A 13744-nucleotide genomic window follows, 5' to 3' on the forward strand; every position below is an offset into this window, starting at 1 on the left:
TTATAACCATTGTCTTAATGTGATCTTAATTACTGTCCCATCTGCATCTGCTTTCATATCCAATAAAAATTGATTTTGTTTATAGATGGAATTGAGTAAAGATATTCTGTTTTTAGTCAAAGCCAAACCTAAACCTTCGTAATCGTGGTTTACATCAAAACCACTTCCATTATCTTTTATACTTAAAATCAGGTCTGTTGATTGTGCAGTAAAACCAATTTCGATCTTGCCATCATTTCCTTTCTCGGCAATACCATGTTTTACGGCATTTTCTACAAAGGGTTGCAAAAGCATTGCTGGTATTTCTATATTCTCTACATCTAAATCAGAGGAGGCTGTGATCTGGTATTGAAAACCAAAACGTAATTGCTCCATCTGCAGGTAATCGTCGAGCAAGGTTTTCTCAGAAGTTAAACTAATGAGTTCTTTATGATCTAATACATTGCGGGTTAAGCGGGCAAACTTAATTAGGTAACGGTTGGCATTGTCTATATCGTTTTTATTCATTAGGTTTTGGATGCCAGCAAGTGCATTGAACAAAAAATGGGGGTTTAATTGTGAGCGGACAGATTCTAGCTGGAGTTTGGCGATTTCTTTTTCCTGAGATTTCTGAGCTAGTATCTTAGCTGTTCTTTTTTTTCGGCTATTAAGTATCAGAACTGATACAAGACCGAAAAAGCTTCCAACTATAATACCTTTTAGTAAATCTTTAGATGTAAAAAAATTTTCTTTTGGTTTTTCTACCGTGAACAGAAAATTTCTAGCCAACGTATTATCTTTCCAATAAGCATAAGTATGGGTTTTAGGGTATACGGAAACCTGGTATTTACCTGGGGTGATAAAATCCTTAACATCGATATCCCCAATTATCATATCAGTACCCTCGATCGATTTCCATTTAGGCTCGAGCATAGCGGAGGAGTGAGCGTCTGTATTTTCTATGATTACAGAATACAGCATATTGAAATCTGTATTTTTCATCGTAATCCTTAAGCCCCTCACTTTTTCATCAACAATTAAACTAGATTTATTTTTAATATTCTGGCTAGAGTTTTTATTCAAAACATTAAATGATAGCAATCTCGGTGCTAAAATTGGTTTGTTGTATATAATTACTGAAGTGACTGCTTTTTTACGATCAATTCTAAAAATCTGAATTTCTATTTTCTTATCTACAACATTAAATATACCTAAATCTACGGCAACATAATTCGGGAGTATACTTCCACTGCCCCAACTATATTTTATCCTCTCCGGAATTGCATCCTTTTTAAGAACTACGGAGTCATTCTCTATAATGGAATATCGATAAAAATTGAGGCTATCTTTTTGTACCCTACTCTCAAGTTCGATCGATGTGGCCCCTTTTAACAAAACTATATTTCCAAGAGGAAGGTTATTTACATATTCGAATGGAATAACCTGCTTTGTACCGCTATCTACCACTAGAAATATATTGCACTTAGAAAATTTATTTGCAACAGAGTAGTGCATCGGATTCCCGTACTCATCAACCAAGTATTTATTTTTCTGTGCACTTGCGACGAATGCAAAAAACAGTAAGAGAATAGAAAGAAATATCTTTTTCATGCGTTTAATTTTTCATAAACATCTTACAAAAAATCTGTTCAGGAAACATTAAAACAGAATATGGCATGAATAACCTTGTAAAAGCGGGGGTTGAGACAGGATTTATATTCGGGAGGAATTAGGTTTCTCAAAGATATAGCACTTCAGTCCATCGACTGCTTGAAAAGAAAAATCGTCATCTCGACTGAAGCGTAGTCCCGAACGTTCGGGAGAGAGACCTATGTTAGGTAGATTTCTCGGCTGCGCTGCACTTCGCTCGAAATAACGGTTAGCTGGAGATAATACGCTTTATTACCCTCCGGCTTTTTTTACTTTATAGCCATCTTTCTGCAGGATGCCCATTACTTTATCGCGCACATCGCCCTGGATCATGATTTCCCCATCTTTAACAGAGCCGCCTACACCACATTTGGTTTTAAGCATTTTGCCCAGTAGCTCTAAATCTTCAGTACGCCCTCTAAAACCGGTAATTAAGGTTACCGCCTTACCACCACGGTTCTTTTTATCGAGCATTACCCTTAAATCCTGCTGGTTATTTGGCGACGTAACCGTATCATCAACTTCTTCTTCGTATTCGAATTCTGGATTGGTAGAATACATAATTCCGCCAAGATCACTTAAACTATTTTTCTTTGGTTTCATGTTTTATAAAAGTTCATTGGTTCATTGGGGTTAACCGGTTAATTGCCCAAATCGGTTAATCGACTCCAAACCCCAAACGCTCAACTCCAAACTTAACTAGGGCACAATCACTTTTAACGAGAGCGGGTTTACAACCGCCTCAATCTCCGTCCCCATTTGTAAAGGCTCGCCATCTACATGCACTGCGCCAGCTTTTTCTCTGGTAATTTTAATGTTTTTGCCTTTAATAATTTCAATCATATCTGATGTTTCGGCCTTCCCCCTTAACATTACATAACCCAATAATGGCAATTTTATTATCGGAAAAGGTTTAATAATGCAAACATCAAGCAAGCCATCTTTTACCGAAGCATTAGGCGCGATATAAACATCGTTGCCATACTGCGATGAATTGGCTATGCTAATGGCAAAGGCTTTTCTGGTATATGCAGCGCCATCAATGTTTAGCAAATAAGTTTGTGCTTTATAGTTAAAAACCTCCTTAAAACCCAGTTTTACATAACCCGATAGTCCGCGTTTTTTATCTTTCGAAAAAACAGCGCTCAAATGGGCATCGAACCCCATACCGGCCAGATTAAAAAAACATTTGTTATTAAACTCGGCAGTATCAATCTCATCAACATTAAAGTTATTGATCAGGGAAAGTGCATATCTCAAATTTTTCGATATTCTTAAAAATCTGGCGAGACCGTTTCCCGATCCAAGCGGTAAAATCCCCAAAATCTTTTTGTGTTTTAACACTTTACTGGCCACCTCGTTAATAGTGCCATCGCCCCCTGCCGCAACAATTACATCGAAATTTTTAGTCGCGGCTTCGTCTGCCAATTCGCCGGCATGACCAACATATTCGCTAAAAACAAAGTTCGGGCTAAACTTTTCCTTATCCAGATATTGATCAATAAAATCAGGGATGCGTAACTTCCCTCGCCCACCAGAGATAGGATTTATAATAAAGAGGATATTGATCTTTGTGTGCAAAGTGTAAGAATGAATGCACAAAATAATCTATAATTTTTGAAATAAAGAAAATATGCTAATTTTGCACCAGTAAAAAAGTGGATTGATTTGCTATCCCGACACCTCGGGACCGGATTGCAACCACTTAAAAAAATTGCTAATGCCTCCTTTCAATCATTTAAACACCTGTTTCCAAGGGGTTTGGCAAGTATTAATTTGTTTATTTACCATTAATTTATTTAATAAATGTCATATTTATTTACATCAGAATCTGTTTCTGAAGGCCACCCAGATAAAATCGCCGATCAAATTTCGGATGCATTAATTGATAACTTCTTAGCTTTCGATCCAGAATCAAAGGTTGCTTGCGAAACTTTGGTAACTACTGGTCAGGTTATTTTGGCTGGTGAGGTAAAATCTAAAACATATTTAGATGTACAACAGATCGCCCGCGATGTAATCAAGAAAATTGGTTACACCAAAAGCGAGTATATGTTTGAGGCCAACTCTTGCGGAATTTTATCAGCAATACACGAGCAATCTCAGGATATTAACCAAGGTGTAGATAGAACAAACAAAGAAGAACAGGGTGCTGGCGATCAGGGTATGATGTTCGGTTACGCCACCAACGAAACTGAAGATTATATGCCTTTGGCATTAAACCTTTCTCATAAATTATTACAGGAACTAGCTGTTCTGCGCCGCGAAAATAACGAAATCACTTATTTACGTCCAGATGCCAAAAGCCAGGTTACTTTGGAGTACGACGATAACAATAAACCAGTGCGTATCGATGCGATTGTAATTTCTACACAGCACGATGATTTTGATGAAGAGGCAACAATGCTGGCTAAAATCAAAACTGATTTAGTGAATATCCTGATCCCAAGAATTATCAAAAGCAATCCTGCATACGCACATTTATTTAATGATAAAATTGAATACCACATTAACCCAACCGGTAAATTTGTAATTGGTGGCCCCCACGGCGATACGGGTTTAACCGGAAGAAAAATTATTGTTGATACTTACGGTGGTAAAGGTGCACATGGTGGTGGTGCTTTCTCGGGTAAAGATCCAAGTAAAGTAGATAGAAGTGCAGCTTATGCTACACGCCATATCGCTAAAAACTTAGTGGCTGCTGGTGTAGCCGACGAAATTCTGGTTCAGGTATCATACGCTATCGGTGTTGCAAAACCAATGGGTATTTACATCAATACTTACGGCACTGGCAAAGTGGGTAAAACGGATGGCGAGATTGCTAAAATTGTAGAATCGATTTTTGATATGCGCCCTTACTTTATTGAGCAACGCTTGAAATTAAGAAACCCAATTTATAGCGAAACGGCTGCTTATGGGCACATGGGCCGTACCCCGGAAACGGTTACCAAAACTTTCAGAACACCGAACGGTGAAGAAAAAACAGTTACAGTTGATCTGTTTACCTGGGAGAAATTAGATTACGTAGACCAGGTTAAAGCTGCTTTCGGTATTTAATTCTTTCGAATAATTTTATAGAAAAAGGCGTTTTGCAGATATGCAGAACGCTTTTTTGTTGCGCTAAATTTATGCGGACAGATTCCACATTTGGTGGCTTAGCAAACAGCAGAAAAATAATTGATCACTTTTTTGAAAAGCAGGGTTCTGAGTGCATCGGTTTCGAAAGTCCTGCCATCCGCTTTACCTCTCTGCGTTCGGTGCTCGCTCCTGTCAGGTTTAGTTAACCTGGGCTGGTGGTTCTTAGGAAAGGTAATGCTCTTAAAAATAAATATTTTGGAACTGTGCATACTTCCGGTAATAGTAGCAAATGCCTAACCTATCCAAACCTGATTGAAATGAAAAGCCCGTAAGCCCGGTCCTTCATCGGGTGCGGACTTGTAATGAAAAGCAGGACTGACATTAAAAAGAGCATCTGTAATTGCTTTCCAAAAAACACAAAATATTTTCCCTACGCGAAACTTACGATTCTGCCTGGGCTACGGGCTTGGTAGACTTTGTAAGTTGCCCCACCCCTGCGTATTTAGGCCAAATGGTATTTCAGCTCCTGGTGGCTGCCCTGTTCAACCACTAAACCTTTATCTAATACAATAATTTTATCAGCATTGTTCAGCGTACTCGATCGGTGTGTAATTACGATTACCGTTTTCTGTTCAGCCTTTAAAAGTTCGATCATGCGTTGTACATGTTGCTCCGAAACCGAATCGAGCGATGAAGTAGCTTCATCTAAGATCAGAATTTCCGGATCGCGGTATAAGGCCCTGGCAATGGCAATCCGCTGCCTTTGTCCGCCTGATAAAGATGTACCGTTTTCGCCCAAATAAGTCTGAAAGCCCTTAGGTAAAGCCTCAATAAAACCAATTAAACCCAGCTTAGTGGCAATATCAATAATCCTTTGCATATCGGGTTCTTCTTCGCCAATGGCAATATTGTCGATTACATTACCAGCAAATAAATCAATCTGCTGAGGCACAACCGATACCATTCTACGAAGCGATGAATTGGTAATGTATTTCAGATCATATTTACCGATGCGCACATTGCCGGCCTGTATCGGATAAATATTCTGCAGGATCGACATTAAAGTTGATTTTCCTGACCCGCTCTCGCCCACGATAGCCGTAAATTTTCCTTGCGGAATGGTTAAATTCAGGTTTTCGAAAACGGGCAGCCTTGCTCCATAGCGGAAAGAAACATTTTCAAAATAAATATCCCCAATTTTATCGGCACTCAGTTCAATCTGGTTCTCATCGCTTTCGCGTTCCAGATCCATAATTTCGAATAACCTGTCTGCCGCAATAACGGCATCCTGTACGGTTTTATTCATTCCGATCAAAGAGGAAACCGGCCCTGTAAAATAACCGATCAACGTATAAAACGATAATAATTCTCCTGGGGTAATCGAATTGCTTAATACATAACCCGCTCCCACCCAAAGCAATACAATGGTAATCATACGCGAAATAAACTCGGTAGAAGTTCCTGATACAACGGCATTTATATTCGATTTAAAGCCTGCCTGGAGCAACTTGATGAAACGGGTTTCGGTTTTGTCGTTAGCATGATCTTCTAAGCCGAAACGTTTAATGGTACCTACCGCGTTTAAGCTCTCTACCAATTGCGATTCAAGCTCGGCAGCATCTTCCATTAACCTACGCTGTGTTCGTTTGTTAAATTTATCGGTAATTACATAAATTATTAGGTATAACGGGATAACCGTAAGCGTGATGAGTGCTAGTTTCCAGTAGTAGGTAAACATCATGATGAACGAGAAGAAAACAATAAAAATGTTCACCACAAAATTTACGCATACATCATTTAAAAACGTTCTGATTTTTACAGCATCATTTATCCTCGAAATGATTTCGCCCACCCGCATGGTATCAAAAAACTGTTGCGGTAAGCGCAGCAGGTGTTTATAATAACCCAAAATGAGCTGTGAATCAATTAACTGACCTGTTTTTAAAGTAAAAACCGTTTTGGCTGAGCCAATAAACATTTGCACCAGTAAGATCACCATCATGGCTATGCTCATGAGGTTTAGCAGATTATGGTTACCATCTACCAGCACAAAATCGACTAGTTTCTGAACAAAAATAGAGGTGGATAAACCCAGTACGGTATAAACAATAGCACCAAATAAAACTTGCGTCAGAATGCCTTTGTGCGGTTTAATCAAACTCCAAAATCTCCCCTGGATTGATTTTTTTTCATTACCGATCTGAAAGTCTTCTGACGGCAACAATAAGACTAAAGCACCAGTCCACTCCTTTTTAAATTCATCATGCGTTTTACGGTGCACTTTCCCATCTATAGGGTCCATCACCTCTATAAACTTGCTGTTTACTTTGTAAATCACTACATAATGCTGAAGGATATCATTCACAATGATATGTGCTATAGCGGGCGTAGGTATTTTAAATAAACTATCGAAAGGTGCCTTAACACCTTTCGCTTCAAATCCCAGTTTTTGGGCCGCTTCTACAAGTCCTAAAACGGTTGTACCTTTTTTATCAGTTCCGGCAAGCTGCCTGATGCGGGCAACGGCCAAATCTAATTTATAATGAGCAGCAATTGAAGCCAGACAAGCCGCACCACAATCTGTTATATCTCGTTGCTTAACTTTTGTACTCATTGCTTCTATGTTTTTTGGATTAAATTCGGATTAACCCAATCATCTACCTTATCATAAAGTAATTGATATAAACTACGGTCGGTTACTTTAAAGCGAGCTGTAAAATTCATTCCTTTTTTGAGGTATCCTTTATAGCCGTTTTTGAGCATCAAAAAATTTTTATCCATCAAACACTTTACCTTAAAAGCAGGCTGGTTACCATTTAAGATCACAATATCGTCCGAAATATCGATCACTTTACCTACTGCCAAACCCCATTGGTTATAATTATAGGCATTGATCTGAAAATGTACTTCCTGCCCTTTTCTGATCAGGCCAATATCTGAAGGATTGATATAACAGTAGGCAGCTAAACCGGCATCTGGAGAAACCTCCCCTATTTTTTGATTGGCAAATACGTATGCGCCATTCTGCAAGCCAATTAAACTCTGCACAGAACCATTAATCGGCGCGCGCAATACATATTGTTTTTTCTGTTCGTTAAGTTCTGCCTGCTGCCCGGAAAGCTGGCGCAGTTCGTTGCGGTAACCATTAGCTTCGGTTTGCCATTGGGTTTTATATTTGGTACGCACCATTAAGTAAACCGATTCGGCCTGCTCTAGCTCGTATTTGTATTTTTCATATTCTGATTGTGTAAGCACTTTATTCTGATAGAGCTTACTGTAGCGCGCAAAATTGCTCGCGGCTTGTCTTTTTGCAATACCAGCATTTTTTGACTCCTGAACATATTGTTGCCAGGAAGCCACATACTGACCGCTTTGCAGATCGGATGAACCACCATTAAATGAAAGTAGCGTACGGATATCCTGCAAAAATTGGGTGATCTGGTTTTTACGCGTTTCTACCAAAGCATCTTGCTGTTTCGGTAAACCTGCATCGATAGCCAAAAGCGTATCACCTTGTTTAAGCCTTTTATTATCCGAAAGTCTATACTGTATTAACCGGCCATTAACCGGTACAATAAGTTCTGTTTTTTCGATAGTCGATTGTAAAATGCCTGTACCATTTATACTAATGGGTATTTTTACGAAAGGAAGGGCAATCAAAACAATTAAAATGGCTGCCACGGCAACAACATAAATTAACTGGCTTGATTTACTAATTTGGGAACGGTAGACGAGAGCGGTATTTGAAATTCTTTCTGTAGAGTAGTTGGTTAACGCCATAGTGTCGAAATCGTAAAGCATCCGCTATTCTGAATAGCCAGAACAGCGGATACAATAAATTGCTTATAGACTCCAAACAAGTTTCAAAACATTGGTTACTGTTTTGCTTAAAAATGCTGAAGTATCTGCACCAACTGCATTTAAAGTTCCTGCAAGAGAAGTTAAAAGTTCGTTTAATGTATTGTTAATAATACCACCACCTTCAACTTGTGACATTTCAGTTGTGTTCATTTCTTTAACACCAAGATTTTTTAATTCTAAACTTTTCATACTAGATTTTTTTTGAGTTTTAAGACCCCTACTCTTTTGAAGGCTTTTCGGGATGCGCCTGATGCTTGGCCAAACACTTCGACGAATGTAACATTATTAGCTATATGGATGTAGTATTAAACATCTAACACAAACATAACGATTCATTAATAATCCTAAAAAAATGCCCTCCAACACACAAAAAACGCAATCACTACCAAAAAACTAGGGTATTAGTTTTCATATTCAATTTATTCATTAGCCTCAAATCGGTTTATATTCTTTTTATTCGCTGTTTTTTAAGTAGCCTGCTTAAAAAAAATAGCTTGATCAGATACCATTCATTTTCATAAATACAGTTTCCTTTTCTGCAATATGATCGTCGTCAATGGCATACGATTTAATATTGGCAATTTTCATTTCGTCAATTACATCAACAAAATTCTGGAACTTAGCCGTTTTAGCTGGCTTGATAATAACGATCATGTATTTGGCTGGATTATGCTGATGGGTTTCTGCAACCAGTTTTTCATTTGCAATGATCTCTTTCTGAATATTTGCTACCGAGGTAACCTTCATGTTTGCCTTTTCTATTGTACCCATGTAGCAAACAGCCTTGTTATTTTTCCCGAGCAGGATGGTCATGGTACGTGATTCGGGATATGGTTCAATATGTGCACCATCGTCTTTCACGGGTTTGGCAATATCTGCCGCATTTAAAGTACCTAATGAAGTGGTGAGCATAAAAAATGCAGTCAATAAAAACATCAGATCAACCATTGCGGTGAGATCTACCCTTGGTGTTGTTTTTTTGGTTCTTCCTTTTGCAGCCTTGCCGCTTTGAGATTCGTTTAATGTTGCCATAATAATTTAGGTTTTTTAATGATGATGACAAGCCTTATCAAATTGCATAAAAAAAGCGGTTAAAAAATTTAACCGCTTAAGAAAAGTTGTCATTGCGAGGAGGAACGACGAAGCAATCTTACAACTGTGGGTTTATGACTACCGCATTAAGATTGCTTCGTCGGCTGAAAAGCCTTCTCGCAATGACGATCATATTAATATAATTACTTCACCGCTTCAATTACACCGCAACCTACTCTTGGCCCTGAGTTACCAGTTGGCTGTGTAGTATAATCGTCGGTACCACCATGCACAATAATTCCACGACCGATAATATTTTTGATATCACCATCCTTAATACTCCATCTATCGGTAGTAACCGAAAGCGTAGCATGACCTTTGTTATCTAACATGATGTTGCCAATGTCACCGCTGTGATAAGCTGCAGAACCCCATTTGCCATGAGCTTCTTTAGTTGGGTTCCAGTGGCCGTGTGTATTTTCGCCCATATTGCCGCAATCGCCATGTTCATGAAAGTGGACCGCAACATTACTGTCTGCACGCGCAGCAAAATTCATCTCGATGTCCATCCTAATTTTTCCATCGCTTAATTCGTAAAACTTTGCTGTTCCAATAGTTTTCGTATTATCAGCTGTTTCGGTCAAAGTGGCCTGGGCAATTTCTTTGTCAGTTTTAGCACAAGCACTGATAAGTGCCACGCCTGCAATAGCTAAGCTTAAAAGATATTTTTTCATTTTATAAAAATTTAGTTTACATACAAAACAGATTGACAATCATTTAGTTTGATCTAAAATCGATGCCTGTAAAACCATTTCGGATACCACTTGTTTAATCAATATAAAATCGTACAACTATGGAACAGCCAACAGCAATGAACACTTTGAGTCAGATTTTAGAGAAATTGAGGCTGAAAGGAAAAGATAACGAATTAAAAATGTCTGATCATGGTAAGATGCAAAGTAAATCGCTCGGAAAAATTTATAAACCCGAAGATTTAACTATTGTTAAAACTTATCGGTTTGAAGGAGATTCAGACCCCGCAGATAACTCTGTGCTTTACCTACTGGAAGATCAGGATAAGAATATCGGATATATATTAGACGCTTATGGCATTTATTCAGACAATGAAGGACCATCGTTTGATGATTTCCTAAAAAAAATTCCTACAGAAAATAGAGACGAACAGGAACTTTTTTGTTAATACCTAAAATTTTATTGAGAGGGAGAATTAGCGTAATCTAATTCTCCCTTTTTTATTTTAAAATATTAGCAGGTTATAATTCCGTAATTTTGCGCCTCATTTACGAGCAACAAATGAAAAGCAAAATCAATATCCCACCCATACCAGCCGTTTTACTGTCTATTATCAGTGTGCAGTGTGGGGCGGCAATTGCAAAAGGGCTTTTCCCACAAATTGGCGCCGCTGCTACAGCATCGTTACGGATCGGTTTATCAGCGGTTATCTTATTAATCGCTTTTAGGCCAACCCTATTTAAACTAAATGCCAAACAATGGAAATATGTTATCCTATATGGTGTTTGTTTAGGAGTAATGAATATGGTATTCTATATGGCTATAGCAAGAATTCCGATCGGTTTAGGCGTAACTTTAGAATTTGTTGGCCCCTTGGGCCTGGCTATTTTTGGATCTAAAAAACCTGTAGATTTTCTTTGGGTAATACTGGCCGCAGCCGGCATTGCACTAATTGCCCCCTGGACCAGTACAGGGCTAAATGTTTTCGGTGTATTATTGGCACTTTTAGCTGGTATTTTTTGGGCGGCTTATATTATACTGGGTGGTAGGATATCAAAAATAATGAAGGGCGGTGATGCTGTTGCCATTGGAATGTTATTCGCTACCCTGATCATTTTACCATTTGGCATTTTTAGCGGCGGTTTAAGTGGCCTGAATCCGAAATTACTGGGTTTAGGAGCAGCGCTTGCTCTACTATCAAGCGCCATCCCGTTTACCCTCGAAATGAGAGCCCTTAAGCAGCTCCCCGCACGGACTTTCAGTATTTTAATGAGCCTCGAACCTGCCATGGCTTCATTAGCTGCACTCGTTTTTTTACAAGAATACCTCACTTTAAAAGAGTGTTTCGCCGTGGCTTTCGTTGTTATTGCTTCTGCAGGTTCTTCGTTAACAGTCAGGCGTGCAAAACTGTAATTAGGCCAGTTTTTTTGTTTTATAGATCACGATATCATCCGTCAACGTATCCGCTTGCGTTACAAAGGCTAAAATATAAGGCTGCTGATCGTGGAGATCCAAACCTGCCTGATCTTTCCACTCCTCCTGAAAAATAAAAGTATTATCAACGGCAGATTCATACAGATCGTACTGGATGCAGGCTTCCTCTTTACGGGAATTTAAAACCATGTCCAACAGCATAGTTCTTAATGCCGCTGTGGTTTCTTTTTTACTTTTAACAATTGCTGTTAGATAAATGCTCATATACTGCTGTATTTAAAAATTTTTGGGTTAAATGTTCATGGTGCAATTTAAGTGCACTCCTAATATCTGCATTCTTTTCTACATCGTGAAAATGGATGCCATCTATGCGTTCCATTCCGGTAAAAGCATTCATTCTATGAAAACCAAACAATACACCATCATCTACGCTTGTTTCCATAAAAAATTCTTCGGGCAAGGTAAATGCTTCTTTTGGTGCGTTCCACGATGATGTTACCATGTATTTACGACCATGCAGCATCCCGCCGGTACCGTAGTTTCTTGTCGGATTATCTGCTTTACGGCCATCACTTACATAGATTCCTTTTTTATGCCCCTCGGTAAACACAACATCGATATATTGTTTAAACCCATGTGGTAACTGAAACCACCAGATGGGTGTATGATAAATTATAACATCTGCCCAAACATATTTTTCTACCTCCGCTTTCGGATCGTAATCATGATTGATATTAGTTGTTTTCACTTCGAAATCTGTTAACGAGGAAAAGAAACTAGCTGTAGCATCAGCTATTGTTTCGTTAAATCTTCCGCCAGAGTGACCAAACTTTTGTCCCCCGTTGATGATGAATATTTTTGTCATTTCGTTTTTTCTATTTGATAAGACAAAATTACAGCGCCTATATCTATTATTAAAACAAGTTAATTCATAGCTTTGTATCAGAATTATAATAGGAAGATAATGGTTAATTTAGAGTGGTACAGAAGTTTTAAGGCAATTTATAAAACAGGAACCTTAACTGGTGCAGCAGAGAACCTGTTTATTTCACAGCCTGGGGTAAGTTTGCATTTAAGTTCTTTAGAAAGTTACGTCGGCTACAAGCTGTTTGAGCGTACGGGCAGGAAGATGATCCCGACCGAAAAAGGGAAAGTGCTTTATAATTTCATTGTAGAGCCGCTTACAAAACTTGAGGATGCCGAAAAACATTTTCAAAAAAGCACAGAAAAACATACACCAACCATTAGCGTAGGCATGTGTTTCGAAACTTTTCAGATTACACTCGAACAGTATATTTCTACACTTCCTTTTAATGTAATTATCCGTTTTGGCGAATATCCTGAGATGTTAGATCAATTGGATAAGGGTATTTTAGACCTGATTATCACCCCACAAAAAGGCAATTCGGCCAATGTAGAACACGAGGCTTTTTCTTCCGAAACCATTGTTTTAGTAGGCGGAATAGAAACTGATGGGCAAACTTTTGATTCGTTGGTTAAAAAGAAAGATTTAACCGGAATGGAAACCTGGTTAAAACAGCAGAAATGGTATGGAACAGCTGGCGATATGGAGCACCTTCTACGTTTCTGGCAGCTTAACTTTGGCAAACATGCCGATTTTCGCCCTAACTACATTGTACCTAACCTCAATTCGATTGTGCGCTGCTTATCCGGAGGAAAAGGCTTGGCTATTATACCCGATTTTCTTTGCAAAAAAGAAGTTGAAGAGGGAAAGGTAAAAGTAATTTGGGAAGGTATATCAAAACTGACCAACACTTTATATTTTGGTTGTAGGAAAAACACCCAGTATGCATCAGAAATTCACATTATTAAAAAACTTTTTAAGGAGGTTATGGTTAGTATATAGTTTATATCGAAAATGATCATGGTTAGATCCCTGATTTAATTTGTTAAACATTAGATAAATAATTATTTCAGATAATACTTTAAGCTTCCA

14 protein-coding genes are annotated in these 13744 nt (G+C 38.4%); 4 read left to right on the forward strand and 10 right to left on the reverse strand.

The window, feature by feature from the left end; all coding sequences use genetic code 11:
- The 3 genes from ASU31_RS06950 to ASU31_RS06960 form a co-directional block, all read right to left on the reverse strand.
- Complete coding sequence (locus tag ASU31_RS06950) at positions 1-1590, reverse strand: sensor histidine kinase (protein ID WP_057931626.1); 1590 nt, start codon at positions 1588-1590, stop codon at positions 1-3.
- A gap of 291 nt (positions 1591-1881) precedes the next feature.
- A complete protein-coding gene (locus tag ASU31_RS06955) occupies positions 1882-2232 on the reverse strand; it encodes a translation initiation factor (protein WP_057931627.1) in 351 nt (116 codons plus the stop codon).
- A gap of 96 nt (positions 2233-2328) precedes the next feature.
- Positions 2329-3210: a diacylglycerol/lipid kinase family protein gene (locus ASU31_RS06960; protein WP_245224495.1), complete on the reverse strand. Its 882-nt coding sequence runs from the start codon at positions 3208-3210 to the stop codon at positions 2329-2331.
- A 225-nt stretch (positions 3211-3435) separates the two neighbouring features.
- Between ASU31_RS06960 and metK the strand changes: the two genes are divergently transcribed.
- Positions 3436-4686: a methionine adenosyltransferase gene (gene metK / locus ASU31_RS06965; RefSeq protein ID WP_057931629.1), complete on the forward strand. Its 1251-nt coding sequence runs from the start codon at positions 3436-3438 to the stop codon at positions 4684-4686.
- Between the two features lie 523 nt (positions 4687-5209).
- Here metK and ASU31_RS06975 read toward each other — a convergent pair.
- The 5 genes from ASU31_RS06975 to ASU31_RS06995 all read right to left on the reverse strand — a co-directional run bounded on the left by ASU31_RS06975 (position 5210) and on the right by ASU31_RS06995 (position 10334).
- Complete coding sequence (locus ASU31_RS06975; RefSeq protein WP_057931631.1) at positions 5210-7321, reverse strand: peptidase domain-containing ABC transporter; 2112 nt, start codon at positions 7319-7321, stop codon at positions 5210-5212.
- Positions 7322-7326: 5 nt separating this feature from the next.
- Positions 7327-8508 carry an HlyD family secretion protein gene (locus ASU31_RS06980; protein ID WP_245224498.1) on the reverse strand — a complete coding sequence of 394 codons (1182 nt, stop codon included), beginning with the start codon at positions 8506-8508 and terminating at the stop codon, positions 7327-7329.
- Positions 8509-8550: 42 nt separating this feature from the next.
- Positions 8551-8757 (reverse strand): bacteriocin, encoded by a 207-nt coding sequence (locus tag ASU31_RS06985; protein WP_057931632.1) that lies wholly within the window; start codon positions 8755-8757, stop codon positions 8551-8553.
- Positions 8758-9066: 309 nt separating this feature from the next.
- The gene (locus ASU31_RS06990; RefSeq protein WP_057931633.1) at positions 9067-9600 is read right to left on the reverse strand and encodes an ExbD/TolR family protein; all 534 of its coding nucleotides are present in this window, start codon (positions 9598-9600) and stop codon (positions 9067-9069) included.
- Positions 9601-9803: 203 nt separating this feature from the next.
- Positions 9804-10334 (reverse strand): superoxide dismutase family protein, encoded by a 531-nt coding sequence (locus tag ASU31_RS06995; protein WP_057931634.1) that lies wholly within the window; start codon positions 10332-10334, stop codon positions 9804-9806.
- A 119-nt stretch (positions 10335-10453) separates the two neighbouring features.
- Here ASU31_RS06995 and ASU31_RS07000 point away from each other — a divergent pair, with 119 nt between their 5' ends.
- Both ASU31_RS07000 and ASU31_RS07005 read left to right on the forward strand, forming a co-directional pair.
- Positions 10454-10801 (forward strand): hypothetical protein, encoded by a 348-nt coding sequence (locus tag ASU31_RS07000; protein WP_057931635.1) that lies wholly within the window; start codon positions 10454-10456, stop codon positions 10799-10801.
- A 113-nt stretch (positions 10802-10914) separates the two neighbouring features.
- Positions 10915-11766, forward strand: coding sequence for an EamA family transporter (locus ASU31_RS07005; RefSeq protein ID WP_057931636.1), 852 nt, complete (start codon positions 10915-10917; stop codon positions 11764-11766).
- Here ASU31_RS07005 and ASU31_RS07010 read toward each other — a convergent pair whose 3' ends face one another.
- Together ASU31_RS07010 and ASU31_RS07015 are read right to left on the reverse strand one after the other, a co-directional pair.
- On the reverse strand, positions 11767-12051 hold the full coding sequence (locus ASU31_RS07010) for a putative quinol monooxygenase (protein WP_057931637.1): 285 nt from the start codon (positions 12049-12051) through the stop codon (positions 11767-11769). It abuts the gene before it with no gap.
- Positions 12023-12652: an NAD(P)H-dependent oxidoreductase gene (locus ASU31_RS07015; RefSeq protein ID WP_057931638.1), complete on the reverse strand. Its 630-nt coding sequence runs from the start codon at positions 12650-12652 to the stop codon at positions 12023-12025. The genes ASU31_RS07010 and ASU31_RS07015 overlap by 29 nt, the downstream gene beginning before the upstream one ends.
- 99 nt (positions 12653-12751) lie before the next feature.
- Between ASU31_RS07015 and ASU31_RS07020 the strand changes: the two genes are divergently transcribed.
- Complete coding sequence (locus ASU31_RS07020; RefSeq protein ID WP_057931639.1) at positions 12752-13654, forward strand: LysR family transcriptional regulator; 903 nt, start codon at positions 12752-12754, stop codon at positions 13652-13654.
- Positions 13655-13744: the final 90 nt, after the last annotated feature.

It is taken from the genome of Pedobacter ginsenosidimutans (assembly GCF_001442625.1).
GTDB classification, from domain to species: domain Bacteria; phylum Bacteroidota; class Bacteroidia; order Sphingobacteriales; family Sphingobacteriaceae; genus Pedobacter; species Pedobacter ginsenosidimutans.

Excerpts from the sequence above, each read along its gene's own strand:
- ASU31_RS06950 (WP_057931626.1), bottom strand. The coding sequence starts at position 1,590 with ATGAAAAAGATATTTCTTTCTATTCTCTTACTGTTTTTTGCATTCGTC.
- ASU31_RS06955 (WP_057931627.1), bottom strand. The coding sequence starts at position 2,232 with ATGAAACCAAAGAAAAATAGTTTAAGTGATCTTGGCGGAATTATGTAT.
- metK (WP_057931629.1), top strand. The coding sequence starts at position 3,436 with ATGTCATATTTATTTACATCAGAATCTGTTTCTGAAGGCCACCCAGAT.
- ASU31_RS06975 (WP_057931631.1), bottom strand. The coding sequence starts at position 7,321 with ATGAGTACAAAAGTTAAGCAACGAGATATAACAGATTGTGGTGCGGCT.
- ASU31_RS06980 (WP_245224498.1), bottom strand. The coding sequence starts at position 8,508 with ATGCTTTACGATTTCGACACTATGGCGTTAACCAACTACTCTACAGAA.
- ASU31_RS06985 (WP_057931632.1), bottom strand. The coding sequence starts at position 8,757 with ATGAAAAGTTTAGAATTAAAAAATCTTGGTGTTAAAGAAATGAACACA.
- ASU31_RS06990 (WP_057931633.1), bottom strand. The coding sequence starts at position 9,600 with ATGGCAACATTAAACGAATCTCAAAGCGGCAAGGCTGCAAAAGGAAGA.
- ASU31_RS06995 (WP_057931634.1), bottom strand. The coding sequence starts at position 10,334 with ATGAAAAAATATCTTTTAAGCTTAGCTATTGCAGGCGTGGCACTTATC.
- ASU31_RS07000 (WP_057931635.1), top strand. The coding sequence starts at position 10,454 with ATGGAACAGCCAACAGCAATGAACACTTTGAGTCAGATTTTAGAGAAA.
- ASU31_RS07005 (WP_057931636.1), top strand. The coding sequence starts at position 10,915 with ATGAAAAGCAAAATCAATATCCCACCCATACCAGCCGTTTTACTGTCT.
- ASU31_RS07010 (WP_057931637.1), bottom strand. The coding sequence starts at position 12,051 with ATGAGCATTTATCTAACAGCAATTGTTAAAAGTAAAAAAGAAACCACA.
- ASU31_RS07015 (WP_057931638.1), bottom strand. The coding sequence starts at position 12,652 with ATGACAAAAATATTCATCATCAACGGGGGACAAAAGTTTGGTCACTCT.
- ASU31_RS07020 (WP_057931639.1), top strand. The coding sequence starts at position 12,752 with ATGGTTAATTTAGAGTGGTACAGAAGTTTTAAGGCAATTTATAAAACA.